The following is a 25,683-nucleotide window of genomic DNA, read 5'->3' as shown; positions in this document are numbered from 1 at the left end:
CGAAACTCAGTCTTCGAGTTCGCCCATGTATTTTTGCGAGTAGAGCTCGACGCCGATCTTCTTGACCAGATCGATCTGCGTCTCGAGGAAATCGATGTGACCTTCCTCGTCCTTCATCAGTTTCTCGAACAGATCGCGCGTGACGTAGTCCTTGACGCTGTGACAGTGCGTCGCCGCCTTCTCGTACAGGGCACGGGCGGAGTATTCCGCCTTCAGGTCGCAATCGAGGATTTCCTTGACGTTCTGGCCGATGTGCAACGGGTCGAGCACCTGCATGTTCGGGAAGCCGTCGAAGAAGATGATGCGCTCGACCAGCTTGTCGGCATGCTCCATCTCCTCGATGGACTCCTTGCGCCACTTCTTGGCGAGATCCTTGAGGCCCCAATTGTCTAGCAAGCGGTAGTGCAGCCAATACTGGTTGATGGCCGTCAGCTCATGGCGCAGGGCCTTGTTCAGGAAATCGATGACCTTCGGATCGCCCTTCATGGGTAAAGCTCCTGTGCATTCCGCTTCGAAACTCAATTTAGAATGTTTCTAAATCAGATCGAGCGGAGCCGCAAGCGTTCCGTTGCGGCAGAACGCCGCTGCGGAGTTTTATAAACAGGACAAGAGGTTAAAGGACGGCGGCCGGATCGAGATGCGGGCCCGTAAATGTGGCGGCGGAATGATGATGCCCGGCATGCGGGCAGCCAACGGCACATTCCTTGGCGCAGGCGCCCAGCGCTTCTTTGATGATCTTGTTGATGGTGCGGGCGCAGCGGCCGCACTCTGCGCTGCAGCCGAGGCAGCCATAGACCTGCTTCGCCGTACGCGGCAAATCCCCCGCGGCGCTCATCGCGCAACGGACATCTTCATCGCTCAAAACGTTGCAGGAACAGACGATCAAGGAGGGCAACTTTCCTTCTGTACGGCCCTTTCGTTACTGAGGCGGCCGGCTCGATGCAAAAGGAAAAGGCCCAATTTTAAGGTATTCCAAACTGGAGCGGTTAAGGCCTCAAAGTCTGGACTCGTTCTAAAGAAAGCCTTTCCGCAAGCGCCCATCTCCCGCAGCAGTGCTTTCCACCTTTCAAATGCTCACCGACATCGCACACAGATCACCTGCATGGGTAGACGAGACGATTGCGAGGCACGCACATTCGCCGGCCGCGTTGAGGCACCACGAACACGCCGCTTTCGTCGGAGCCCAGCTCATGCGGTCGCGCACGCTGATGATGGCCACCAACGACACGCGAGCGCCCGTCCCGGCCCCGGCGCTGAAAGCCCTTGTGCGTCGCCAACACCCGGGCAACTCCGATCAACCAATGCAATCAGGCCGGGAATCCCATCGATCATGCCCGCGCCTATCCTCTGCATCCCTGGGAGGAGACATGACCAGCGCCCGGCTTCCTGCCGGTTCAGCCGTTCGGCTCACCCGAACGTGAACCTTACGGCTGCTTGCGGACACTAAGGTCTGGCTGTCCTGCGCGCGATTCAGAATGATGGCAGGAACACGGCAAATGCATTCATCGCGCGTTAAAGGCGGCCATGCGAAAAGACAGGAAACCTCTCCATCGAGAATCGTTATATTTGGTGGACCTGTAAGGAAGGGTGAGATCATGACCAAGACGATGATGGCTCTTGCCACTGCCGCGGCTCTTGCCGTCACGGCTGTAGCCGCCCCGGCACCTGCCGAGGCCCGTGGGGGACGAGTTGCCGCCGGAGTGATCGGTGGTCTAGCAGCAGGCGCGCTTCTTGGCGGCGCCATCGCGTCCAGCCGTCCGGCCTATGCCTATCCCCCGGGCTACTATGCACCGAACTACTACGCGCCCGCTCCGGCCTACTACGGCCCGTCCTGCTATTGGACCCGCGAGCGGTTCTGGGACGGCTATGGCTGGCGTTCGCGCCGCGTGCAGGTCTGCTGATTCAGCTACGCTTGCCGCAAGCACGATCACCGAACGAGAAGAGCGCTCCGGCTGGAGCGCTTTTTTCTTGAGCGCCGCCGCCGGTTCTTGAGGGGCCGTCGGCACGCAGACATCAAACTTCCGCCCCAAGCGGCATGCAACGTGACTACACGCAACGTGACTAGGCGGCTATCCGGAGACCACGCTATAAGTGTCTCCCTACGGGGTCCTGGCGACCCTTCACCTGAGAGGTGGATTTCGATGAAGAAGGTTCTCACCGCACTCGCCGTGATGCTGCTGGCTGGCGCCGGAACGCTGGCGGCGACCGGCGATGCCTCAGCTCAATACTATCACCACCATCATGGCCCGGGGATCGGGCCTGTGATCGGTGGGCTTGCGGCTGGCGCCCTCATCGGCGGCGCCATCGCGGCGAGCCGTCCGGCCTACGCCTACCCGCCGGGCTATTACGCGCCGGGCTATGCGCCCGCGCCGGTCGAATATTACGACGAGCCGGTCTGCACGATCCAACGCCAGCAATATTGGGACGGCTTCACCTGGCGCTTCCGCAATATCCGCGTCTGCGATTGATCCGCCGACAGCATCGCCCATCAAAACCCGGCGGACCTCCGCCGGTTTTTTTCTGAGAGCATGCCGGGTTCTGATCGGATCAGAACCCGCCTCGCCTCCCAAGCATCGATGCACGTTCATTACGCAAACCGTGCGCGTCGTTCAAAGTGCGCAGGCGTCGCCGCTCTGTTCAGCGCCCTGTCATCGCCCGCAAGACATCGGCGGTGGGCCAACAGTCGAGCTTGATCCGCGCCTGCTTCTGGAATGCTCCGAGCGCCGCGCGCGTCTGCATTCCCGCCTTGCCGTCGATCTTATCCTTGTAGAGGCCGATCCGGGTGAGATGCTTCTGCATCGTCTCCACATCCGCCGTACGCATCTGCTGCGTGGCCGACCATGGCGTCTCGAATGGCTGCTGCTTGGTGATGCGATCGGCGAGATGGCCGACGAACAGCACATAAAGGTCGGAGAAGTTGTACTCCTTGATGACGAAGTAGTTCTTGGTCGTCAGGAACGCCGGACCGTAAATACCTTCCGGCTGCAACAGCGACGCCGACTGCGCTTGCTCCTGCGCCGAAATCCGCGCGTTGTGGGCAGGCACGAAGCCTGCCCGCAGCCACTCGGCGATCGGCCGGGTGATCTCCGGCACCCCAAGCGTGCAATCGACATTGGCCGGCGCGCGCACCTCATAGGCCCAGCGCAAGCCCGGCTGCCACCCCTTGCTGAGCAACTGCTTGGCGGTGATCGCCAGCGCATCAGGCACCGAGGCAAAGATATCGATCCGGCCGTCACCATCGAAATCGACCGCGTTCTTGTAGAACTCCGAAGGCAGCAGTTGCGTGAGCCCTATCGCGCCGGCCCACGACGAACGCATCTGCCGTGTACCGTAGCCATCCTGGATCATCTTCAAAGCGAGGACGAACTCGTTTCGGAACTGGTCCTTGCGGCGGCCGACATAGGCCTGGGTCGCCAACACCCGCAGCGCGTCATAACCGGCGCGCGCGCGTCCGTAATCGCTCTCGCGCGCCCAGATGGCGAGCACGATCGACCCCGGCACGCCGAACTGCCGCTCGATGCGGTCCAGCGTTGCGCGATGCTGTTGGCGCATCTGCTGCCCGGTCGCGGCCAGCCGCGCGATACTCGCTTCCTTCAGATAATCCGCCGGCACCTGCACAAATTCGGCTTGCGGTGCGGAGGATGGCGGCCGCCCTGGCAGCGCGAGATCCGGCAGCTTGTAGTCCGGTTCAAGCCCGGCGGTTGCCGCATCGAACGTCGTGCGCGACACCCCGGCGCGCTGCGCCTCGCCCCAGAGCGAGGCGACGAACTGGGCGAAGGCCGCGTCCGCCGCATGCGCAGGAGCAACCGCGCCGCCCGTCATCACTGCCAGCGCAAGCAGCAGGGCACCGCCCCAGGCGCGGCTCGTGCTTGCAGCGCTTGGGCGGTGCGGTTTCAATGAGCCGCGTGACCGTTGTCGGGCTGGCCGTTGCGGTGCGCGGCCTCGGCGCCTGCCGAAATCCGTTCGACGAAGGCGATGCCGATCGCCGACAGGATGAACAGGAAGTGGATGACGGTCTGCCACATCACGCCGGTCTCGGTGTAGTTGGTGCGGCCGGTGCCGAGGTTGCTTGCCTCGATGAACGTGCGCAGCAGATGGATCGAGGAGATACCGATGATGGCCATCGCGAGCTTGATCTTCAGCACACTGGCATTCACATGGCTCAGCCATTCCGGCTCGTCCGGATGGCCCTCGAGATTGAGGCGGGAGACGAAGGTCTCATAACCGCCGACGATCACCATCACCAGCAGATTGGAAATCATCACCACATCGATCAGGCCCAGGACGACCAGCATCACCTGCTGTTCGCTGAACGTGGTCGCATGCCCGATCAGGTGATAAAGTTCCTTCAGGAACAGAACGACATAGACGGCCTGAGCGATGATAAGGCCGACATAGAGCGGCAGTTGCAGCCAGCGCGAACCGAAGATGATCATCGGCAAGGGGCGCAGGTTGACACCCCTGGGAGGCAGCGGCGTTTCGGGAGCCATGGACATGAAGGGTCTCTGGGTGGGCTGATAGGGCTGGAATCGCGATAGACGTTTTTCTAGCCGATAAAATATGACCCGGTCGAGACGCTCAATCCGGCGGACGCGGCCAAGCGCCGCGTCACAGCACGCCAGCAGCGTGCCGTCAGCCGCCGGAAGGGACGCGGCGCATCAGCGCGTCAGCTTCTTGTACTTGACCCGGTGCGGGATGACCGAGTCCTGCCCCAGCCGCCGCATTTTATCCTTCTCGTAGTCCTGGAAATTGCCCTCGAACCACTCGACATGACTGTCACCCTCGAAGGCAAGGATATGGGTCGCGATACGGTCCAGGAACCAGCGATCGTGGCTGATGATGACGGCGCAGCCGGCAAAATCCTCCAGCGCCTCCTCCAACGCCCGCAGCGTATCGACGTCGAGGTCGTTGGTCGGTTCGTCGAGCAGCAGCACATTGGCTCCCGACTTCAGCATCTTTGCAAGATGCACGCGGTTGCGCTCACCGCCTGACAGCGATCCGACCTTCTTCTGCTGATCGGCGCCCTTGAAGTTGAACGCCGAACAGTAGCCGCGCGAATTCACCTCGCGCTTGCCAAGCAAAATCTGGTCGTTGCCGCCGGAAATCTCCTCCCAGACCGTCTTCTTCGCATCGAGCGCGTCGCGCGACTGGTCGACATAACCGAGCTGTACCGACTCGCCGACAGTGATCGTGCCCTTGTCCGGCTGCTCCTGCTTGGTGATCATGCGGAACAACGTGGTCTTGCCGGCACCGTTGGCGCCGATCACACCGACGATGCCGCCCGGCGGCAGCTTGAAGGTGAGATCGTCAATCAGCAGGCGATCGCCATAACCTTTGCTCAGGCCTTCGAAATCGACCACGTTGTTGCCGAGCCGCTCGGCCACCGGAATGATGATCTGTGCGGTCTGTGTTTGCTTCTCGTTCGCCTGCTTGAGCAGATCCTCGTAACGCTGGTAGCGCGCCTTCGACTTCGCCTGACGGGCGCGCGGCGAGGATGCGATCCACTCCTGCTCGCGAGCGAGCGTGCGCTGGTGCGCGGCTTCCTCGCGTCCTTCCTGCTCCAGCCGCTTCTGCTTCTGGATCAGCCAAGACGAATAGTTGCCCTCGTACGGAATGCCACGGCCGCGATCCAGCTCGAGGATCCAGCCGGTGACGTTGTCGAGGAAGTAGCGATCGTGAGTGACGATCAGGATCGCCCCCGGATAATTGCGCAGGTGGCCTTCCAACCACGACACCGACTCGGCATCGAGATGGTTGGTCGGTTCGTCCAGCAGCAGCAGGTCCGGCTGATCGAGCAGCAGACGGCAGAGCGCGACGCGGCGGCGCTCACCGCCGGAGAGCTTCGTCACATCGGCGTCGTCCGGCGGGCAGCGCAGCGCGTCCATCGCCTGATCGACCTTGCTGTCGAGATCCCACAGGCCCTGCGCCTCGATCTCGTCCTGCAGCTTGGTCATCTCGTCGGCGGTTTCGTCCGAATAGTTGGTCGCAAGCTCGTTATAGCGATCGAGGATCGCTTTCTGCTTGGCGACGCCCTCCATGACGTTTTCACGAACACTCTTGGCCGGATCGAGCTGCGGTTCCTGCTCGAGATAGCCGACCCGAGCCCCCTGGGCGACCCAAGCCTCGCCGTTATAATCCTTGTCGATGCCGGCCATGATCTTCAGCAGCGTCGACTTACCCGAACCGTTGACGCCGAGCACGCCGATCTTCGCGTCCGGATAGAACGACAGGTGGATGTTATCGAGCACCTTCCGGTTGCCCGGATAGGTCTTCGACAAACCCTGCATGAAGTAGATGAACTGGCGCGCCATTCCTGTTCCCGATGCTCGCGCGCGCCCCGTCAGCGGCGGATGCCCTGACGGCTGGATCGCGCGCCGTTTCAACCCTCAAAGAGCGCCTCAAACGCCCTGTCCCGAAATGAGCCGCTGATTTAGCGACGAGCGCCCCAAAGGGCAAGGCTGGGGCCCGCTCATGCGGCCTTTCGGGCACACTGACGCAGGCTTGTAAAGGTTAATCCGCGATTGTTGCAGCGTTTACTCAAGTCCGAACTGCATTTTAATGATTGGCGGCATACCGTTGCCGATATCGCCCGAGCAACGGAGCGGATCATGTCAGGCATCGGAACAGCGGTGAAGCAGCTTCCCCTGGCGCAACCCAAACAGCGCAAGACGGACGGCTTCCGCGCGATCCAAGCGACCCTGCGCGAATTCATGCGGTCGCTCTTCGATACCTACCATCCGGAAGCGCATTACATGCGCGGCCCTGGCCCCGCCTGCGCCGCCAAGCAGGCGCACAAGACGCGCTAGGAATCCCGGGCGCAGATCGTTCAACGTCTGCTCCATGCAAAGAGGCAGCGCTCAACGGCTTGCTTGAATAAGCGCGTTTCACCACATCCTGGACAGGCTCGCCTCCGGTCCCGAGCTCCGATAACGCCCGGCGATCGGCGCACGCGCTTTCATCGACGGCGATGCGGACCATCCGACGGAACGCCCTTGCGACGGCGGCATCTGAGCGCTTGCATCGCTTGTCACCGCGCGCCACCATCACGCACCACATCCATCACGACGCCGCCCCAGAAAGAGGCCACTGTCAATGACCCTGCGCTGCGCGATCCTCGACGACTACCAGAATGTCGCTCTCACCCTAGCGGACTGGACACCGCTCCGAGGCAAGGTCGACATCACCGTCTTCAACGACCATCTGGGCGCACCGGACAATGTCATCAAGGCGCTGGCGGATTTCGACATCATCTGTGCGATGCGCGAGCGCACGCCGTTCCGCCGCGAGATCGTCGAGGCGCTGCCGAAGCTGAAACTGCTCCTGACCTCGGGCGCGCGCAATGCCTCGTTCGACATGGAGGCGCTCAAGGAGAAAGGTATTGTCGTGTGCGGCACCGGCAGCTTCGGCAATCCGACCGCCGGCATCGCCATCGGGCTGATGCTCGAACTGACGCGCCGGATCGGCTTCGAGAACGCACGCATGAAGGCCGGCGAAAAGTGGCAGATCACGCTCGGTCAGGATGTCGAAGGCAAGACGATGGGCATCATCGGCCTCGGCAAGCTCGGCACGCGTGTCGCCGGCATCGCCAAGGCGCTCGGCATGACGGTCAACGCCTGGAGCCAGAATCTGACCAAGGAGCGCTGCGCCGAAGCCGGCGTCGGCTATCTGCCAAAAGAGGAATTGATGGCGACCTCGGATGTCATCAGCATCCACGTCATCCTCAGCGCCCGCTCGCGCGGGCTGGTCAGCCGCGAGGATCTGGCGCGCATGAAGCCATCGAGCTACTTGATCAACACCGCGCGCGGGCCGATCGTCGATGAAGACGCGCTGCTCGATGCGCTGCGTGCGAAACGCATCGCCGGTGCGGGCCTGGATACGTATTCGATAGAGCCGCTGCCGGTCGATCACCCATTCCGCAAACTCGACAACGTCGTGCTGACACCCCATCTCGGCTACGCGACCGAGCAAGGCTATCGCCGCTACTACAGCGATATGGTCGAGGACATCCTCGGCTGGCTCGACGGCAAGCCCGTCCGGCAGATCGGCTAACGCGCAGCGAACAGGCGGCCGAAAACAAAAGTCCCCGCTCTCGCGGGGACTTTAAGGCCGGGATGATCGGACGCCGCTTCAGCGGATCGTGGTCGGCGGCGGCAGCGGCTGCACCGTAGTCGCATCCGAGCGCGCATCGCCACGATACGCTGGCGGCTGACCGGGCGCTGCACCTTGAGTCTGGCCTTGGTTCTGAACCGGTGTGTAGTTCAGCTGGCCGCCCTGAGAGCCCGCATTCGAAGACTGTGCGGAGGCGATCGCCGGCGCCGCAGGCTTGCCGCCCGGCAGCACCACCACGCGGGTTCCGACCTTCACTCGATCGAACAGATCGATCACGTCCTCGTTGAGCATGCCAACGCAGCCGGACGAGACAAACTGGCCGATCGTCGACGGCTGGTTGGTACCGTGGATGCGGTAGACCGTCGAGCCGAGATACATCGCGCGCGCGCCAAGCGGGTTGCCGTCACCGCCGGCCATGAAGCGCGGCAGATAGGGCTGACGCTCGATCATTTCCGGCGGCGGATGCCAATCCGGCCACTCGGCCTTGCGGGTGATCTTCTGCACGCCCGTCCAGGTGAAGCCGTCCCGCCCGACGCGAACGCCGTAACGGATCGCCCGGTTGCCGCCGAGCACCAGATAAAGGTGTGTGTTCGGCGTATCGACGACGATCGTACCTGGCGGCTCCTTGGTCTCGTAATAAACCTCCTGCCGCTTGAGGTTCGGCGGCAACTCCTTCGGCGCGCCGACCTCAGGCTGATCTTCCGGAGGAAGCGCGGCCAAGGTCACCGGCCGGGATGGATTCGCCGCACCGGGGGCACCGCCGACACCCTCCGGCGGGCGCACTGCAGCACCGTCCTGATAGGCATAGCCCGGCTGCTGCTGACCGCGATCGGAATACGCGGGCGGCGGACCGGACGGACGGTCCGAATAGATCACCGGCGGCGGCGCCATCGGGCGGCCGTAACGGGGATCATTCGGAGAGAGCACCGGTCCCGGCGACGGCAGCGCCGCAGAACTCTGCGGCTGCATGTCATCATCGTCGAGTGCATCGAAATTCGGTTGCTGCGAATACGGGTTGTTGCCGTAGGGCGCTGACTGCCCCGGATAGTTCGGGGAACCCGAAGAATACGTCTGGGCGGGATAAGCTTGCGACGAAGACGGCGCATAAACCTGGGCGATCGCGCCGGAACTTTCCAGCACGCCGACCGTCGCCAAAATCGCAAGAACCACAAATTTACGCTGAGCCATCGTCGTCCCTTCGATGAAACGTCAGGTATACCGTCCGTGGGCAACCATAAGGTTAACAGAGTTAACGGCTGATCCCCCAGGATCGCGGCACATTCAAGACCTGTAACAAGAAAACGTCCGGCGCACGGCCTGAACTTAGCGTGAGTGACCTAAATGACGCATCTTTGCGGCGAAATACCGTCAAGTGGTTCGCCGCTTTGATCTTTTTTTTAGGGATGCTGGCCCGTGGGGTATTCTGGCCTCAGCCTGATTCGCTGTGTGCCGATATCGGCGCCCATCGCATCCGGGGCCAGTTGCGTTCCGAGTTGTCGAGCGTGCGCGGCCGACCTGCCCCTCCTGGCGTGAGGCTGAAGCGGCGAAAGAGGAAGGGCTGATTGATCCCATGCTACCCGGATTCCGGATTCTCTTCGCAATCGTGCTGCTGTCGGTATCCCTGCTGATCTTCGGGCTGGGCGCTGCCGCCTTCCTCCGCTCAGCCCACGAAAACATCGCCAGCGCTCCGCTTTGGAAGCCGATCGAAGCGCCGGTCATTGCGCGTATGGACAGCGGCCAGGCCAACCATGCCCCGCCGACCCTGGCGATGCTGCGGGTCGAGCCTGAAACCGAACCGCCAGCCCGAACGACAACGGCGCAGTCTCCGTCGGCGCCGCCGGCCGAACCCGTCGCCACTGTGTCCGCTGAACCCACCGGGGATGCGCCTGCGTCCGCCCGCGCCGACGAACCACGACCTGCCGCCCTCGTAACAACGCCGCCAGCAGGGCCGCAACCGTCAACGACGGCGGTGGTGTCCGACCAGCCGCCTCCTGGTCCGCCGACGGAAGCCGCCCACGACGGCAGCGCGAGCGCGGCTCCCGCTTCGGAAGCGGCTGCGCAGGAGACCGCCTCCGTCTCCGAAGACCCAACGCGTCAGACTTCGGCCCCGGTTGCCCTCGCCGCGCTCGTGCCGGAGCCGCATGGCGCCCCTCCCTCCCCGGCCGCTCCAGCAGCCCCGATCGCAGTGAGCGCAGCTGCGCCGCCAGCTTCCGCCAGTGCGGACACCGCCGCAAGCGATGGCGTCGAAAAGCCAGCATCGTCCGTTGCCGATACGCTGAAAGTCGATGATCGGATGATCGAGATTCCACCGCCGGCGATAATCGCCGCACTCAACGAAGCTGCGGCGCCGCCGAACGCCGACATCAAGCCGCTGCCGGCACGCGAAGTGCGCATTCCCCGCCCACGCGTCGATCCTGCGGCGCGCGAAGCGCATCGCCGGCAACTCGCCGCAAAACAAAAGCAGCAGGCGCGCGTGCGCGCCACTCAGGCCGCCCGTCGCGTTGCCGCCGCGCGGGCGCATGCCATCGCTCAGGCAAGAGCCAACGCCGCAGCCGCGGCGGCCAGCAATCCGTTCGGCTTTCCGCCGGTCGCGGGAACGAATTAATCTCATCCGTGTTGGTGACGACCGCCGCCTGCAACGTTCAGTCAGGCGCTAAAGCGCGACGAGGTTTGGATGAATCATCTTCGCGCTTTAGCTCAGTGTTCAAGCATAATCGCTTCGGAAAACCGCTTCACACTTTCCGGGTCATGTTTTAACAGCGGCGCTTCGCCATAACCGTGCTGCCGATCGCCGGACTTCAGCGCATCAGGAAGCTGCCGGACCGGTCGCGATCCCCGGGCCACCCTGCACGCCCCATTCCGACCACGAGCCGTCGTAGAGCGCAGGATTATCGATGCCGAGGCGGTAAAGCGCCAGCGTCAACACCGCCGCCGAAACGCCCGAACCGCAACTCGTCGTCACCGGTTTCGCCAGATCGACACCGATGCTGCCGAAGGCCGCCCGCAACTCCGAGAGCGGCTTCATCGTGCCGTCCGCCGCGATCAGATTTCCGTATGGAAGATTGCGGCTGCCGGGAATGTGTCCGGAACGGAGGCCCGGACGCGGCTCGGCGACCCGTCCCTCGAAGCGATCGGCGGCGCGCGCGTCGATCACCTGTTCGGTTCCGCTTGCGACGTTGGCCACCATCTGCTGCATGGTCCGAACACGAGCGGCGTCGAATGTCGCCGTGAACGTCGCAGGCTTTGGCGTGACGGCGCCACTCTCGACGGGACGGCCCTCGGCTCGCCACTTCTTCAAACCGCCATCGAGAACATACACATCGGCGTAACCGAAGCTCAGGAACATCCACCATGCGCGCGGGGCTGCAACCCAGCCACCGGAATCGTAGATCACGACGGTATCGCCATTGCCGACGCCAAGCGCGCCGACATCGCGGCCGAACTGCTCGGCGCTCGGAAACATATGCGGCAGCGAACTGGAATGATCGGAGACCGCGTCGACATCGAAGAACACCGCGCCCGGAATATGTTCGTCGAGATAATCGTCCTTCGGCAACGGCAGCACGCCCGGCATCTTGAACGAGGCGTCGAGCACCTTCACACGGGGATCATTGAGGCGGTCGGCCAGCCATTGCGTGGTGACGAGAGGATCGCGTGCCATCGGCATCTCCAATGATCGGGCCCGTTGCGCGGCTGGCGATCGCCGCCGCGGCGTGCTCGCTCATAACACGACCGCCGCAGATTGCCGAATGGCGCTTGCGCACTCCGCGTTCAGCCGCCGCAAACAACCGCGGGCCCGCATGGGGGCCCGCACAGCGATACCGGACGGCATCTCGGCTCACTTCTTCTTCGGTTCGACCTTCTCGACCGCACCGCCCGCGTCACGCCAGGCGGTGAAGCCGCCGCCGATATGCGCAACCGGCTTCAGCCCCATCTCCTGCGCGACCTTTGCCGCAAGGGCCGAGCGCCAGCCGCTCGCACAGTGGAAAATGAACTTCTTGTCTTCCTGGAAGATCGGCTTGGCATAGGGGCTCGCCGGATCAATCCAGAATTCCAGCATGCCGCGCGGGCAGGAGAAGGCGCCGGGAATGCGGCCTTCGCGCTCGATTTCGCGCGGGTCGCGCAGATCGACGATCACCGTATCGGCGAGATCGACGCCTCCCTTCGGGAAACTCTTGACGGCGTCCGCAGCCGGGATCGTCTCGATTTGCGCATTCGCCTCATCGAGCATGGCTTTGTAACCGCGGGTGATGGTTTGCGGCATGCGTCGATCTCCTTGGTTCGATTGTTCTTCTGATCCGAGCGGCGCGCGGCCGTTCGGATGTGACATTATCGTCGGACGTGATCTTATCAAGGACCCGCGTGCTGTTGCAGCCCAGCCCGCAGGACGTCTGCCGGCGAACTACCGCACCAGCTCGCGCATGGCGTTGTCCAGCCCCTCGATCGTCAGCGGGAACATACGGTCGTTCATCGCCTTCTTGATGATGGTGATGGATTCCGAATAGCTCCAGTGCTTCTGCGCCACCGGATTGAGCCACACTGCATGCGGATAGAGCCGCGTGATGCGCTCCATCCAGACCGAGCCCGCCTCCTCGTTGACGTGCTCGACCGAGCCACCCGGCATCATGATCTCGTAGGGCGACATCGAGGCGTCGCCGACGAAAATGATCTTATAATCATGCGGATACTTGTGCATCACGTCCCACGTCTTGGTGCGGTCGGTGAAGCGGCGGCGATTGTCCTTCCACACACTCTCGTAGAGGCAGTTGTGGAAGTAGAAATACTCCATGTGCTTGAATTCGGTCTTCGCCGCCGAGAACAGCTCCTCGCAGGTGGCGATGTGCGAATCCATCGAACCGCCGATGTCGAAGAAAATCAGCACCTTCACGGCATTGCGCCGCTCGGGGCGCATGTGCAGGTCGAGGTAGCCCTGGTTGGCGGTCTTCTTGATCGTGGTATCGAGATCGAGCTCGTCCGGCGAACCGGTGCGGGCGAACTTGCGCAGCCGCCGCAGCGCGATCTTGATATTACGGATGCCGAGCTCGATGTTGCCGTCGAGATCCTTGAACTCGCGCTTGTCCCAGACCTTCACCGCGCTGAAGTTGCGGTTCTTCTTCTGACCAATGCGAACGCCTGCCGGATTGTAACCCTCAGCGCCGAACGGCGAGGTACCGGCGGTGCCGATCCACTTGTTGCCGCCCTGATGGCGACCCTTCTGCTCTTCGAGGCGCTTGCGCAGCGTTTCCATGAGCTTCTCCCAGCCCATAGCCTCGATCTGCTTCTTCTCTTCCTCAGTGAGGTATTTGTCGACCAGCTTCTTCAGCCACTCTTCAGGGATGTCGGCCTTGTCGAGCGCATCGAGCAGGCTCTCGAGTCCCTTGAAGGTCACGCCGAATACGCGGTCGAACTTGTCGAGATTGCGCTCGTCCTTCACCAGCGCGCTGCGCGCCAGATAATAGAAATTCTCGACCGACTGCTCGGCGAGATCGTTGTCGAGCGCCTCCATCAGCGTGAGATACTCACGCAGGGTGACGGGAATCTGCGCCTCGCGCAGCGAAGAGAAGAATTGCAGGAACATGCCCGACAGTGTGACGGGACCACGCGCCGCGTCAAGAGATCAATGCCCACTACAGGGCCACCGCTGCCCTCGCCTTGTGCAAGCCCATACGCGGCGAAAGCAGAGCTGGGCAGGCCAATTTGCCGGTGCTGCGCTGGACCGGGCCAGTAATTCCACTACACTGACTGTTCCGAAGCTAAAGATGGGGCTCCGGAGCGCTTGCAGGGCCGAGGCCTTGAGAGCTAAGCCGTCCAGACCCAGAGAGGCCGATGGGACGAACTGTCCGGCGGATCGTGGGCAACGGGCCGTAATGGGGTAACGAACAATGGGGGAGGTTCTTATGGTTGAATCGGTGATTGCCTGGCTCGTTGTCGGTGCTATTGCAGGCTGGCTCGCGGGCTTGATCGTCAAGGGCGGCGGCTTCGGACTGATCGGCAATATTGTCATCGGCATCGTCGGTGCGGTGGTTGCCGGGTGGCTGTTGCCGCAACTCGGCATCGCGATCGGCTCCGGCATCGTTCGTGCCATTATCAATGCAGCGATCGGCGGCGTGATCGTGCTCGTGATCCTTTCGCTGATCAGGCGAGCGTGAGGAACAGGATTTGAAAGTTGAAGGTGCCCGATCGGCTGCCGGACTGCTCCCGCCACCGATCGCGTACCGGAACAGGCTACGCCAGGACGACAACATTGGCGGCGTCTTTTAAGAAACCAAAGGAAGAACCAAGGCACTCCAATGAAATTCACCGGAACCAAGAACTACGTCGCCACCGATGACCTGAAGATCGCCGTCAACGCATCGATCGTGCTGGAGCGTCCGCTGCTGATCAAGGGCGAGCCGGGGACCGGCAAAACCGTGCTGGCCGAGGAGGTCTCCAAGGCGCTCGACGCTCCGCTGATCACCTGGCACATCAAATCCACCACCAAGGCGCAGCAGGGCCTCTACGAGTACGATGCGGTCTCGCGCCTGCGCGACAGCCAGCTCGGCGACAAGCGGGTGACCGACATCTCCAACTACATCAAGCGCGGCAAGCTGTGGGAGGCCTTCACCTCCGAGAAGCGTCCCGTGCTCCTGATCGACGAGGTGGACAAGGCCGACATCGAATTCCCGAACGACCTGCTGCTCGAGCTCGATCGTATGGAGTTCTTCGTTTACGAGACCGGCGAGAACATCAAGGCGAAGCAGCGCCCGATCATCATGATCACCTCGAACAACGAGAAGGAGCTGCCGGACGCCTTCCTGCGCCGCTGCTTCTTCCACTACATCAAGTTCCCGGATCAGGAGACGATGGCGCAGATCGTCGACGTGCATTTCCCCGGTATCAAGCAGCGGCTGGTGGAAGAGGCGCTGCGCATCTTCTTCGAGGTGCGCGAGGTGCCTGGCCTGAAGAAGAAGCCGTCGACCTCCGAACTGCTCGACTGGCTGAAGCTCTTGCTCAACGAAGACATGACGCCGGAGATGCTGCGCGAACGCGATCCGCGCAAGCTGATCCCGCCGTTGCATGGCGCGCTGCTCAAGAACGAACAGGACGTGCATCTGTTCGAGCGGCTGGCCTTCCTCAGCCGCAGGGACGTCTGAGCGCGGTAACAACCGGACTTCCATTTTGATTGGCATCGCGGGCGGGATTTCTGCAAAGAGGTCCCGCCCGATCCTTGTCAAAGCCGTGTGATCGCGATGCCATCCTCCCGCCCCAGCATTGTCGTGTTCGATATCGGCGGCGTTCTGCTCGACTGGGACCCCCGATACCTCTACCGCAAGATCTTCGACGACCCGGAGCGGATGGAATGGTTTCTGAGCGAGGTCTGCACGCCCGCGTGGAATCTCGAACAGGATCGCGGCCGGCCATGGGCGAAGGCCGTCGCCGAGCGCATTGCGCTCTACCCCGATCATGCCGACGCCATCCGCGCCTTCGACGAACGCTGGGTGGAAACCGTCTCGCAGCCGATCATGAGCAACGTTGCGTTGCTGGAGAAGCTACGCGGCAAAGGCGTGCCGACCTACGCCATCACCAATTTCTCGGCCGAGAAATACGACGTCGCCCGTGAGGTGTTTCCGTTCCTGAACGGCTTCGACGGCATGATCGTCTCAGGCGCCGAACACCTGCTGAAGCCGGACCCTGCGATTTATCAGCTGCTGCTCGACCGCTACCACCTGAAGGCGGCCGACTGCCTGTTCATCGACGACGTCGTGAAGAATGCAGACGCCGCCCGCGCCATCGGCATGCACGCGCATCACTATGTCAGCAGCGAAAACCTGGCGCAGGAACTCCGCCAACAAGGCTTTCCGGTGTGAGCGCTGCAAACACCAGCTTGGCATCCAGCGCGAGACACGCAGGCGCCATCACGTAAACTGCCCGTCGAGTATGCAGGCGCTGAACTTCATCTCCCGCAGATCGTCCTCGCTCATCGTGAAATAGAGCGAGCCGCCGGGGCCCCAGCCTTCCATCTCCTCGCCGTTTGAATACTGGTCGATCTGCAACAGCAGCCGTTGCGACAGATCCTGACTGTCGGGCGCAGAAAACCACTGCACCAGATGCGGCCAGCCCAACAGTTTGCTGAACCCGCAATAGAATTCGGCCTCCGCCGGAAGACCATGGCTTCGCATCGCGCGGTGAAATTCCGTGTAAACCGCCATATCTGCGCCATCGCCCAAGATCGATCGCATCAGCGCGCTCCGCGGATCAGGCAAATCGAACAGCGAGCGCGTGACAAGCGCGCACTCGGGAAACACCGTCAATTCACCGGCAGGCGGCTCGACGGCACGAAGCACCGTGCTATCGGGCCAATAGAAGACGGAGCCATCATCGCCGCCTTCTGCGGCGCCGATCACAACGTCTTCCTCTCCGAAGAAGGCCAGCACGCCAGTCCCGGGCAGCGTCTCGCCACCCGCATACCCGGGGATATCGGCGCAGTTCACCTGGCCGAGAAACAGCATCGGCTCATCGTCGGTCGTTGGCCACGACCAATCTGCCGGCCCGACGGGCAGACCGCCGAAACGGGCCCCGAGCGGATCCGGTCGCGCACCAGGCCGGCGCGGCCAGAGGCCGATGGCAGGCCGGATCAGTTCGCCCAGTCGCCGCGCATGGGATGGCAACAGCCGCGACAGCTCCGCTTCGATCTGCTGCCGCGACATCGCTGCAGGTGGATCGTTCTGCGGCTGCCAATACACGTAAGGATTAGGATTCGCCTGCAATGTCGCCCTCGCCCGCCGACCGCCTGCCCCGCGCCGAACGTCAGCCCCTGCCGCGCGCGAGTTGATACGTCAGATGCGCCTTCACCGTCGGCCATTCGCTGGCGATGATGGAAAACACCACCGTATCGCGCAGCGTACCGTTCGGCGCGACCTGATGGTTGCGCAGGATGCCGTCCTGCCTGGCGCCGAGGCGCGCGATCGCCGCGCGGCTCTGATGGTTGAAGAAATGCGTGCGGAATTCCACCGCAATGCAGTTCAGCGTCTCGAATGCGTGCTGCAGCAACAGCAGCTTGCACTGCGTGTTGAGCGGCGTGCGTTGCACGGCCTTGCGATACCAAGTCGAACCGATCTCGACGCGCTTGTTGACCTGATCGACGTTCATATACGTCGTCATCCCGGCGATCGTCCCGTCCGGCGCCTTCACTGTAAACGGCAGCATCGATCCCGCCGCCTGCAAGCCGAGCCGACGCTCGATCTCCGCGGCCATTTTGTCCGGCGCGGGAACGAAGGTGTACCAGAGGTGCCACAGCTCCCCGTCCTTGACCGCCTCCACCAGTCCGTCGTGATGGGATTTCGCCAGCGGCTCCAGCCGCGCGTGCTGACCTTCAAGCGTTACCGGTTCAAGCCAGGCCATTTGCAACGATCCCTCTCACATCACTTGTTCAGAAAATTCAGCGGCAAGCCCGGCCGCGGCCAGTCCATCGCCACCAGTTCACCCTTGCCTGACAAGGTAATGTAGGCGGTTTTCAGCTCCGGCCCGCCGAAGGCGATGTTGGTGGTCATGTGATCGCCGGTCTCGACCTGCTCGACCAGTTTGCCGTCCGGTGCGATCACGCTGATCGCGCCGGTCACCAGCGTCGCAACGCAGAGATTGCCGCTGGCCTCCATGCCGAGCGAGTCGAACATCTGATAGCCGCCGAGGCCCGCGATTACCGTGCCCTTGTTGTTGCGCGGCGAATTCTCCGGCGGCTTGATCTCCCCCGGCGCGCTCAGTGTGAACGCCCAGGCGCGGCAGGTCGGCGTCTCCACCGCGTAAACGGTTGTCTCGTCCGGCGAGAGGCCAATGCCGTTCGGCCGCTCCATCGAGAACACCGCCTCGACGATGCCGCCGTCGTTCGGCTTGCAGTAGTGAATAGCACCGACATCCGAGGTACGGGCGTAGCGCTTGCCGAGATCGGTGAACCAGAAGCCGCCCTGGCGGTCGAACACGATGTCGTTCGGCCCTTTCAGCGTGTGCTCGCCGCAACGATCATAGACCGTCTCCACCTTGCCGCTCTGGATATCGACGCGCTGGATCTTGCCGCCGAGATAGTCGCCCGGCTTCGGCGCTCCAGGCATCCAGGTGCCGCGGACATTGGTCCAACCGAAGCCGCCATTGTTGGTGACATACATCTTGCCGTCCGGGCCCAGCGCCGCGCCGTTCGGGCCGCCGGGCACCTGCGCCACGGTCTCCTTGCGTCCGTCCGGATAAATCCGTGTCAGCCGCTGCCCCATGATCTCGACCAGGATCACCGAGCCATCCGGCATGACCACAGGACCTTCAGGAAACTCGAGATCGGATGCAATGACGCGATAGTTGGGCACGGTACACCTCCAAAACGTTTCCCTGTCATAAAAACGCCGGCAGTGATGCCGGCGCTTTGCTTCTGTCTCACGTGTTGAGGAAGTTCAGCGGCAGGCCGGGCCGCGGCCAATCCATCGCCACCAGCTGTCCCTTACCGGACAGGGTGATGTACGCCGTCTTCAGATCGGGCCCGCCGAAGCAGATGTTGGTGGTGGCGACGTCGCCGGTCGAAACCTGCTCGACCAGCTTACCGTCCGGCGCGATCACCGAGATGCAACCGGACGCCAGCGTTGCGACGCAGATGTTGCCGTTGGCTTCGAGCGCCAGCGAGTCGAACATCTGGTAGCCGCCAAGACCGGCCACCGGCTTGCCCTTCTCGCCGCGATAGATCACATCCACCGGCGCGATCTGCCCCGGCCCGGTGATGTCGAATGACCAGACCCGCGCTGTCGGCGTTTCGGCCACATAGACCTTCTTCTCGTCTGGCGACAGACCGATGCCATTCGCCGGCAACAGCGGCGAAACCACCTCGACAATTTCCTTCAAGCCCGGCTTGACGTAGTAGACCGCACCGAGATCCATGTCGCGCGCACGCCGCTTGCCGAGATCGGAGAACCAGAGTCCGCCGCCCTTGTCGAACACGAGATCGTTGGGCCCATTCAGCTTGTTCTCGCCACATGCGGTGAACAGCGTCTCCACCTTGCCGCTCTGCAAGTCGACCCGCTGCAGTGAACCGCCCTTGTAGTCGGCTGCCGCCGCGAGCGAGACCTGGCGGCCATTGACCGTCGCCCATGAGAAGCCGCCGTTGTTGCAGATGTACATTTTTCCGTCGGGTCCCAGCGCTGCGCCATTCGGACCACCCGGCACCTGCGCCACCGTCTCCTTGCGCCCATCCGGATAGACACGCGTCAACCGCTGACCGCGGATTTCGACCAGGATGACCGAACCATCGGGCATCGCCACCGGGCCTTCAGGAAACTCGAGATCGGTCGCGAGGACACGCATATTGGGCACAGTAGGCCTCCCCTTTTTGCTTGGAGCGCAATGCCGAATCTTCCGGCAGGCTCGAACAGACAGAGGCTGCACTATAGGCCATCGCACCATGATGAACAGACCGCAGGTGCCACACTCCCATTCGGAAAAACTGTTTGTCAGCTTTTCTGCGGGCGATGCGTTCCGCCGGCGGGCACGGCTGGCGGAGGACAAGCACTGTGCTAGAGGCGGGTGTGTTTAGGTGCCTACATGGATACGCCTGCTGGATGCTGGAGCGCTTGCTCCACTCTCTCCGTCGTTCCGGGGCATCGCGCAGCGATGAGCCCGGAACCCATACGCCCTGCGTTTGTGATGGCTGTTGCATGAGTCAGTGCGCGGGCGCGCTGCGGATGATGACCCGAGATCACCTGCACAACAGAACCCCATAAGCACCGGGGATATGGTTTCCGGGCTCACGAGCTTCGCTCGCGCCCCGGAATGACGGCTAAGTTGATGTGACGCACTTCCTCTCCTTCCATTAGGAAAAGAGGACAGCGCTTCGCTAATCCAGCAGCTCCCGCGCGCCGAGATCGTCCACCGCAAGCAGGATGCGCTCGAGATTATTCCACCAGATCACCGGCGGAATGTTGTTGGCCCATTGCCACACAGGCCGGCCGATCAACAATAAAGCCGAGCGTCGATAGTCCGTATCCAGCGCCGCGCGGCTGTAGCCGGTCACCCCGCAGGCAACAAGCTCCTCGTGATAGCGGTCGAGCAAGCGCTGCTCCAGCAAGGCGCGGCGGTCGGAGTACCAGTGCATCGCGATCATATAGGCGAGATCGTTCGCACCGGTATCGATGCTCCAGGCGTCCCAGTCGAACCAGCGGGCTGTGCCGCCCGTGCCCTCGCGCGGCAACAGCACGTTCCAGACATGGGCATCGCCGTGGCTGATGGTGATGTTGCCGCGACGGCTGCGATCGGCAAAGACGCGCTCGTGCTGGGCTAGCAGCCGCTCGAACAGCACGCGCCGCTCCTGCGACAAGCGATCGCTCATAAAGTCACAGAACTTGCCGAAATCCCCGGCGAAGCGTGTGAGCCATGCATCACGCTCGGCAGCGCTCACCTGTTTGCCGACCTCGTTGCCAAGGCGGGGGTCGTCCCACCACGCCGCATGCAGCCGCGCCAGCGCGCATACGATGCTCTCGCATTGGCCTTGGGTTGGGGGCAGCGGCCAGGCGGTTGCGATCCGATGCGTCAGCGCCAGATCTTCGAGCAGCAGGTGCCACGTCTTGCTGGCAGGGTCGCAAACCGCCTCGAAGCAATGCGGCACGATCCCGGCAGGCATCCGCGCACCCGCCTGGGTGTAGAACGCCACCTCCCGTTCGCCAGCGAACCAGAAGGTCTCGGCCCGATCGGGATGACAGCTCTTCAGGATCAACGCCTTTGGAGCCCGCGGCGCATCGCCATCGTAACGCAGCTCGAGACGGACGATCCGCGACAGCACCGTGTTCTGGCTGCTCTCGACGACCACCTCACTCACCCGCGCACCATCGAGGACTTCCGCCCGGCGCAGCGCATCGGTGAGATGCGCCGCGCTGGCCATCGGCGGCAAGGTTTGCGTCGTCATGAAGCCTGTTGATGGCCTTCGCTTACTCGGCCACCAGTCCCTGCATGTGCTCGACCGCGTCGAGGAATTCCATCTTGAACTCCTGTACCACACTGGTCGCCGACTTCACACTATCAACCAGGCCGACGCCCTGGCCGACGAAGTAGCTGACGAGCTCACGCGCCTTGGCATTGCCGCCAGCAGCGGCCCGATCGATCGCGCGGAAGGCATCGTTGCTGACCAGGCTCTGCAGCGGCATCGGCAAGGCGCCGGGGCTTTCCGGCGCGCGATCCCAGGCATCGGTCCAGACCGAGCGCAGTTGCCGCGCGGGCTTACCGGTGCGCCCCTTGGAACGGATCGCGTCGCGCGAGGAGGCCGCGATCATCTTCTCGCGGAAGGTCTCAGAGGTTTCCGATTCGGTGGTCGCAAGCCAGACCGAGCCGGTCCATACGCCCGCCGCGCCCATCGCCATGCAGGCGGCCATCTGACGCCCGGTCATGATGCCGCCCGCCGCCAGCACCGGCACGTCACGAACCGGCTTGATCGCCTTCAGCACCTCCGGCACCAGCACCATGGTCGAGACCTCGCCGCAGTGGCCACCCGCCTCGGTGCCCTGCGCCACCAGGATGTCCACGCCCGCAGCCACCTGACGCAGCGCGTGCTCCTTAGCGCCGATAAGCGCCGCGACCGGCACACCGTGCTTGTGACCCAATTCAATCATCGACGGCGGTGGCACACCGAGCGCATTGGCGATCAGCCGAATCGGATGCGTGAAGGCGACCTGCAGCAATTCCATCGCCCGCTCGGGATCGAACGGCTGTGGCTTGTCGTTGGCGAATTTCGCCTGCTCGATCTCGATATCGTACTTCTTCAGGAGATCGCGCGCGTACTGATAGTGCTGCTGCGGGACGCGGTTGATCAGCGAGTTGTACGTGACGTGCTTCTCGCCCGCAGTCGCCATGTTCTCCGGGATCAGCACGTCGAGCCCGTAAGGCTTGCCGTCCACATGCGCATCGATCCATTTCAATTCCTGCTCGAGGCTCTCCGGCGAATGCGATGTGCAACCGAACACGCCGAAGCCGCCCGCACGGCTGACGGCGGCGACGACGTCACGGCAATGGCTGAAGGCGACAAGTGGAAATTCGATGCCAAGCATCTCGCAAATGGGCGTTCTCATCGCCGGTTTCCTCCGCTGACGTCGTTATCGTTGTTCCCGAAACGCTAAACCAGAGATCGACCGGCTGCCAAGCCGTCCCGAGCACCGATTTGCGCCTGGTTGCGACCGGCCGTCCCCATCCGTCGCTACCGCACAGCGGTACTGCGCCAGACGCGGGCCGGTGCGCGCTGTTGTCCCTTGCGCTTTTCCATCCGTGAGAGACAATTCACATCAATCAACAGTCGCCGGGCCTCAATAGCGACCTGACAGAAACGCTAGGGCCGGCAGGATCTAGGAAACGCGGAGATTTCACTCATGACGGACCTTCAACGCGACGCGGCGGATATGACCGTGGTGAGGAGCTACGACGTCATCGTCGTCGGCGCGGGCTTCGCTGGCATGTATCTGCTGCATAAGCTGCGCGGCCTTGGCCTTTCGACGCGCGTGTTCGAGCAAGGCTCGGGCGTCGGGGGCACCTGGTACTGGAACCGCTATCCGGGCGCGCGCTGCGACATCGAGAGCATGCAGTACTCATACTCGTTCTCGAACGAACTTCAGCAGGAATGGGAATGGACCGAACGGTTCGCCGCCCAGCCGGAGATCTTGAAGTACGCCAACCATGTCGCCGATCGATTCAACCTGCGACCCGACATCCAGTTCAACACCCGCGTCGCCTCCACCGTGTTCAACGAGGATACCGACCGCTGGACCGTGACCACCGACGACGGCAAGCGCTATGGCGCACAGTTCGTCATCATGGCGACCGGCTCGCTCTCCAATGCCCGCACGCCGGACTTCAAGGGACTGTCGAGCTTCAAGGGCAAGACCTACCACACCGGCCAATGGCCGCATGAGGGCGTGGATTTCACCGGCTTGCGCGTCGGCATCGTCGGCACCGGATCGTCGGCGATCCAGTCGATCCCGGTGATCGCCGAGCAGGCCAAGCACCTGACTGTCTTCCAACGCACGCCAAACTTCTCGATTCCCGCGCGCAACCATCCGCTGACGCCGGACTATCAGCGTGACTGGAAAGAGAACTATCCCGAGCGGCGGCGCAAGGCGCGCGAAGAGATGCGCAACGGCGTGTTCGGCCGGCTGCCGACCAAGGGGGCGATGGACGACACACCGGACGCGCGCCGCAAGGTTTACGACACCGAATGGGAGCAAGGCGGGCTCCATTTTATGTCGTCCTACAACAATCTCGCTCTGGATAAGGCCTCCAACGACACCGCGGCGGAGTACGTGCGCACCAAGATCGCCGAAGTCGTCAAGGATCAGGCGGTCGCGAAGCTGCTGCAGCCGACCACCTATCCGATCGGCACCAAGCGCATCTGCCTCGACACGGATTATTACGAGACCTTCAACCGTGACAATGTCACGCTGGTCGATATCCGCAACGCGCCCATCGAGGAGATCACACCGAAGGGCCTGATCACCGGCGGCAAGGAGTATGAATTCGACGCCATCGTCTTCGCCACCGGCTTCGACGCCATGACCGGCTCGTTCGCCAAGGTGGATATCCGGGGCCGCGAGGGGCGGACACTGAAGGACAAGTGGGCCGAGGGACCGAAGACCTATCTCGGGCTGATGGTGACCGGGTTTCCGAACCTGTTCTTCATCACTGGCCCCGGCAGTCCGTCGGTGCTCTCGAACATGATCCTGTCGATCGAGCAGCATGTGGACTGGATCACCGACTGCCTTGCCAACTTGCGCAAACGCGGGATCGGCGCGATGGAAGCCACTCAGAAGGCGGAAGACGACTGGGTCGCGCACGTCAACGAGGTCGCGTTCAAGACGCTCTATCCGCAGGCGAACTCCTGGTACATGGGGGCCAACGTCCCCGGCAAGCCGCGGGTGTTCATGCCCTATATCGGTGGCGTTCCGACTTACCGGCAGACCTGCGACCGCATCGCCGCGAACAACTACGAAGGCTTCCTGCTGACGCCGCAGCGGCAAGCAGCAACGGCGGCGGAATAGACCACGCATGATCGAGCAGCTTGCCGAGCGGGTGAATGCGAACGCGTCGCTGGTGCGGCGCGGGCAGCATCTCGATACAACGCTCCTGCTGCAGGTCGGCCCCAAGAGCTGGCTCATCCGCATCGAGAAGGGCCGCATCGCCGCCGTACGGCCGCAGGACCTGCCGATCAATAACGCCACGCTCGCGCTCCGCGCCTCCAGCGAGGCGTGGGCCGAGTTCTGGAAACGACTGCCGAAGCCCGGCTTTCACGACCTGATCGCTCTGACCAAGACCCGACAGCTCTCGGTCGAGGGCGATATCCATCTGTTTATGACGCACTTGCGTTACTTCAAGGATATGCTCGCCGCATTGCGAGCGAGCGCATGATCCCGTGCAGCGGTCATGCCGCGTGCGCGCCGCATCACCTGGACCGATGCGACGTTACATAGACGAGAGATTTCAAGCGTGAGGAGAGCCGCATGGCGCCGCGTTTCGAGCCGATCGTTGGACGCTACATGCATCTCGACATGCTCGGCCGGCCGCACCGGCTGTATGTCGAGGAAGCCGGACACGGCATCCCCCTGCTCTGCCTGCACACTGCGGGCTCCGATGGACGGCAATACCGCGGCGTGATGAACGACCCGCGTGTGCTGGAGCACTTCCGCGTCATCGCCTTCGACATGCCCTGGCACGGCAAATCCTCGCCTCCGGCAGGCTGGCACGACGAGGAGTATCGCCTCACCTCACGCGACTACGTGGCGATGATCCTCGACGTCATGCAAGCATTGGAGCTTGAGCGACCCGTGGTGATGGGCTGCTCGATCGGCGGCCGCATCGTGCTGCATCTCGCGCTCGACCATCCGGAACGGTTCCGCGCCATCATCGGCCTGCAATCGGGCGCCCATTCCGAGCCCTATTATGATCTGGATTATCTGCACCGCCCGGATGTGCATGGCGGGGAGATCTGCGGTGCCATCGTCTCGGGCCTGGTCGGCCCGAACGCGCCCGAAGCCGATCGCTGGGAGACGCTGTGGCACTACATGCAAGGTGGTCCCGGCGTATTCAAAGGCGACCTTCATTTCTACCAGCGCGACGGCGATGTGCGCGACCGCGTCGCGCACATCGATACAGAGCGATGCCCGCTCTATCTGCTGACCGGCGAGTACGATTACTCCTGCATGCCGAAGGACACTCTGGAGATTGCTAACAGCGTCAAGGGAGCCGAAGCGACCATCATGGATGGTCTCGGTCATTTTCCGATGAGCGAGGACCCGACAAAGTTTATCGACTACCTGCTGCCGGTGCTGACGCGCATTCGCAAGGCCGGCGCGCCTGTGACCGTAGCCAAACGTTCGGTCGTCTGACCCACCGCCAAGACCGCCGCGCGGGCAATCTCGCTGCCCGTCTATGGTTAAAGCCCGCCGTTGTGGCGCGCGTGTCGGCGCCTCATCCGTCATCGCTTTATCAAGGCTGCGTCATTATCGATAGGAACCTTTCGGCGCGATGCCGGCCGGTTTCTGCGGCCAAAACGCACGCGAACTCCTGATTCATTGCTGCGTCCGGTGTCCTCTG

General features: G+C 62.8%; 26 protein-coding genes. 11 read left to right on the top strand and 15 right to left on the bottom strand.

Translation table 11 applies throughout. The features are described from left to right. Positions 1–6 precede the first annotated feature (6 nt). Positions 7–486, bottom strand: coding sequence for a bacterioferritin (bfr, locus tag X566_RS14480; RefSeq protein WP_034467367.1), 480 nt, complete (start codon positions 484–486; stop codon positions 7–9). A gap of 127 nt (positions 487–613) precedes the next feature. Further along, the gene (locus X566_RS14475; protein WP_051444113.1) at positions 614–886 is read right to left on the bottom strand and encodes a bacterioferritin-associated ferredoxin; all 273 of its coding nucleotides are present in this window, start codon (positions 884–886) and stop codon (positions 614–616) included. 709 nt (positions 887–1,595) lie between these two features. Here X566_RS14475 and X566_RS14470 point away from each other — a divergent pair. Both X566_RS14470 and X566_RS14465 read left to right on the top strand, forming a co-directional pair. Then, complete coding sequence (locus X566_RS14470) at positions 1,596–1,901, top strand: hypothetical protein (protein ID WP_034467365.1); 306 nt, start codon at positions 1,596–1,598, stop codon at positions 1,899–1,901. A gap of 240 nt (positions 1,902–2,141) precedes the next feature. Next, positions 2,142–2,468 (top strand): hypothetical protein, encoded by a 327-nt coding sequence (locus tag X566_RS14465; protein WP_034467363.1) that lies wholly within the window; start codon positions 2,142–2,144, stop codon positions 2,466–2,468. A 169-nt stretch (positions 2,469–2,637) separates the two neighbouring features. Here the strand turns inward: X566_RS14465 and X566_RS14460 are convergent, their stop codons facing one another. The 3 genes from X566_RS14460 to ettA form a co-directional block, all read right to left on the bottom strand. Continuing rightward, positions 2,638–3,822 carry a lytic murein transglycosylase gene (locus X566_RS14460; RefSeq protein WP_051444219.1) on the bottom strand — a complete coding sequence of 395 codons (1,185 nt, stop codon included), beginning with the start codon at positions 3,820–3,822 and terminating at the stop codon, positions 2,638–2,640. Positions 3,823–3,893: 71 nt separating this feature from the next. Beyond that, positions 3,894–4,496, bottom strand: a complete 603-nt coding sequence (locus tag X566_RS14455) for a TIGR00645 family protein (RefSeq protein ID WP_034467361.1) — start codon at positions 4,494–4,496, stop codon at positions 3,894–3,896. 162 nt (positions 4,497–4,658) lie between these two features. After that, positions 4,659–6,311, bottom strand: coding sequence for an energy-dependent translational throttle protein EttA (gene ettA, locus X566_RS14450; protein WP_034467358.1), 1,653 nt, complete (start codon positions 6,309–6,311; stop codon positions 4,659–4,661). A 297-nt stretch (positions 6,312–6,608) separates the two neighbouring features. Between ettA and X566_RS14445 the strand changes: the two genes are divergently transcribed. Both X566_RS14445 and X566_RS14440 read left to right on the top strand, forming a co-directional pair. After that, positions 6,609–6,806 (top strand): hypothetical protein, encoded by a 198-nt coding sequence (locus tag X566_RS14445; protein ID WP_034467356.1) that lies wholly within the window; start codon positions 6,609–6,611, stop codon positions 6,804–6,806. 286 nt (positions 6,807–7,092) lie between these two features. After that, positions 7,093–8,049 (top strand): D-2-hydroxyacid dehydrogenase family protein, encoded by a 957-nt coding sequence (locus tag X566_RS14440; protein ID WP_034467355.1) that lies wholly within the window; start codon positions 7,093–7,095, stop codon positions 8,047–8,049. A 78-nt stretch (positions 8,050–8,127) separates the two neighbouring features. Here the strand turns inward: X566_RS14440 and X566_RS14435 are convergent, their stop codons facing one another. Beyond that, positions 8,128–9,297, bottom strand: coding sequence for a L,D-transpeptidase (locus X566_RS14435; RefSeq protein WP_081740195.1), 1,170 nt, complete (start codon positions 9,295–9,297; stop codon positions 8,128–8,130). Positions 9,298–9,679: 382 nt separating this feature from the next. Between X566_RS14435 and X566_RS23980 the strand changes: the two genes are divergently transcribed. Continuing rightward, positions 9,680–10,714 (top strand): hypothetical protein, encoded by a 1,035-nt coding sequence (locus X566_RS23980; protein WP_051444112.1) that lies wholly within the window; start codon positions 9,680–9,682, stop codon positions 10,712–10,714. Positions 10,715–10,915: 201 nt separating this feature from the next. On the opposite strand, the gene sseA is transcribed toward X566_RS23980, so the two are convergent. The 3 genes from sseA to X566_RS14415 all read right to left on the bottom strand — a co-directional run bounded on the left by sseA (position 10,916) and on the right by X566_RS14415 (position 13,687). After that, positions 10,916–11,776: a 3-mercaptopyruvate sulfurtransferase gene (gene sseA, locus X566_RS14425; protein ID WP_081740194.1), complete on the bottom strand. Its 861-nt coding sequence runs from the start codon at positions 11,774–11,776 to the stop codon at positions 10,916–10,918. 171 nt (positions 11,777–11,947) lie between these two features. After that, a complete protein-coding gene (locus tag X566_RS14420; protein WP_034468763.1) occupies positions 11,948–12,373 on the bottom strand; it encodes a rhodanese-like domain-containing protein in 426 nt (141 codons plus the stop codon). A 138-nt stretch (positions 12,374–12,511) separates the two neighbouring features. After that, positions 12,512–13,687 carry a VWA domain-containing protein gene (locus X566_RS14415; RefSeq protein WP_034467353.1) on the bottom strand — a complete coding sequence of 392 codons (1,176 nt, stop codon included), beginning with the start codon at positions 13,685–13,687 and terminating at the stop codon, positions 12,512–12,514. 319 nt (positions 13,688–14,006) lie between these two features. On the opposite strand from X566_RS14415, the gene X566_RS14410 reads away from it, so the two are divergent. The 3 genes from X566_RS14410 (at position 14,007) to X566_RS14400 (ending at position 15,956) form a co-directional block, all read left to right on the top strand. After that, positions 14,007–14,258, top strand: a complete 252-nt coding sequence (locus X566_RS14410; RefSeq protein ID WP_244434755.1) for a GlsB/YeaQ/YmgE family stress response membrane protein — start codon at positions 14,007–14,009, stop codon at positions 14,256–14,258. A 141-nt stretch (positions 14,259–14,399) separates the two neighbouring features. Continuing rightward, positions 14,400–15,242 (top strand): MoxR family ATPase, encoded by an 843-nt coding sequence (locus X566_RS14405; RefSeq protein WP_034467347.1) that lies wholly within the window; start codon positions 14,400–14,402, stop codon positions 15,240–15,242. A 96-nt stretch (positions 15,243–15,338) separates the two neighbouring features. Further along, complete coding sequence (locus tag X566_RS14400; RefSeq protein WP_034468761.1) at positions 15,339–15,956, top strand: HAD family phosphatase; 618 nt, start codon at positions 15,339–15,341, stop codon at positions 15,954–15,956. A 48-nt stretch (positions 15,957–16,004) separates the two neighbouring features. Here X566_RS14400 and X566_RS14395 read toward each other — a convergent pair whose 3' ends face one another. The 6 genes from X566_RS14395 to X566_RS14370 all read right to left on the bottom strand — a co-directional run bounded on the left by X566_RS14395 (position 16,005) and on the right by X566_RS14370 (position 22,175). Beyond that, the gene (locus X566_RS14395) at positions 16,005–16,796 is read right to left on the bottom strand and encodes a DUF1963 domain-containing protein (RefSeq protein ID WP_051444111.1); all 792 of its coding nucleotides are present in this window, start codon (positions 16,794–16,796) and stop codon (positions 16,005–16,007) included. A gap of 100 nt (positions 16,797–16,896) precedes the next feature. Next, positions 16,897–17,490 carry a GNAT family N-acetyltransferase gene (locus tag X566_RS14390; RefSeq protein ID WP_034467345.1) on the bottom strand — a complete coding sequence of 198 codons (594 nt, stop codon included), beginning with the start codon at positions 17,488–17,490 and terminating at the stop codon, positions 16,897–16,899. Positions 17,491–17,510: 20 nt separating this feature from the next. Beyond that, a complete protein-coding gene (locus tag X566_RS14385; protein ID WP_034467344.1) occupies positions 17,511–18,440 on the bottom strand; it encodes an SMP-30/gluconolactonase/LRE family protein in 930 nt (309 codons plus the stop codon). 67 nt (positions 18,441–18,507) lie between these two features. Further along, the gene (locus X566_RS14380) at positions 18,508–19,434 is read right to left on the bottom strand and encodes an SMP-30/gluconolactonase/LRE family protein (protein ID WP_034467342.1); all 927 of its coding nucleotides are present in this window, start codon (positions 19,432–19,434) and stop codon (positions 18,508–18,510) included. A 520-nt stretch (positions 19,435–19,954) separates the two neighbouring features. Then, entirely contained in the window at positions 19,955–21,019 is a 1,065-nt protein-coding gene (locus tag X566_RS14375) for a phosphotransferase (protein WP_034467340.1), read from the bottom strand. Positions 21,020–21,041: 22 nt separating this feature from the next. Then, positions 21,042–22,175, bottom strand: coding sequence for a nitronate monooxygenase (locus X566_RS14370; protein WP_034467337.1), 1,134 nt, complete (start codon positions 22,173–22,175; stop codon positions 21,042–21,044). A 294-nt stretch (positions 22,176–22,469) separates the two neighbouring features. Between X566_RS14370 and X566_RS14365 the strand changes: the two genes are divergently transcribed. The 3 genes from X566_RS14365 to X566_RS14355 all read left to right on the top strand — a co-directional run bounded on the left by X566_RS14365 (position 22,470) and on the right by X566_RS14355 (position 25,475). Further along, entirely contained in the window at positions 22,470–24,131 is a 1,662-nt protein-coding gene (locus tag X566_RS14365; RefSeq protein ID WP_034467335.1) for an NAD(P)/FAD-dependent oxidoreductase, read from the top strand. 7 nt (positions 24,132–24,138) lie between these two features. Next, on the top strand, positions 24,139–24,498 hold the full coding sequence (locus tag X566_RS14360; RefSeq protein WP_034467333.1) for an SCP2 sterol-binding domain-containing protein: 360 nt from the start codon (positions 24,139–24,141) through the stop codon (positions 24,496–24,498). Between the two features lie 92 nt (positions 24,499–24,590). Further along, positions 24,591–25,475 (top strand): alpha/beta fold hydrolase, encoded by an 885-nt coding sequence (locus X566_RS14355; protein WP_051444110.1) that lies wholly within the window; start codon positions 24,591–24,593, stop codon positions 25,473–25,475. Positions 25,476–25,683 lie beyond the last annotated feature (208 nt).

Source organism: Afipia sp. P52-10, assembly GCF_000516555.1.
Taxonomy (GTDB): domain Bacteria; phylum Pseudomonadota; class Alphaproteobacteria; order Rhizobiales; family Xanthobacteraceae; genus P52-10.
This window is presented reverse-complemented; position numbering and strand designations above follow the sequence as displayed.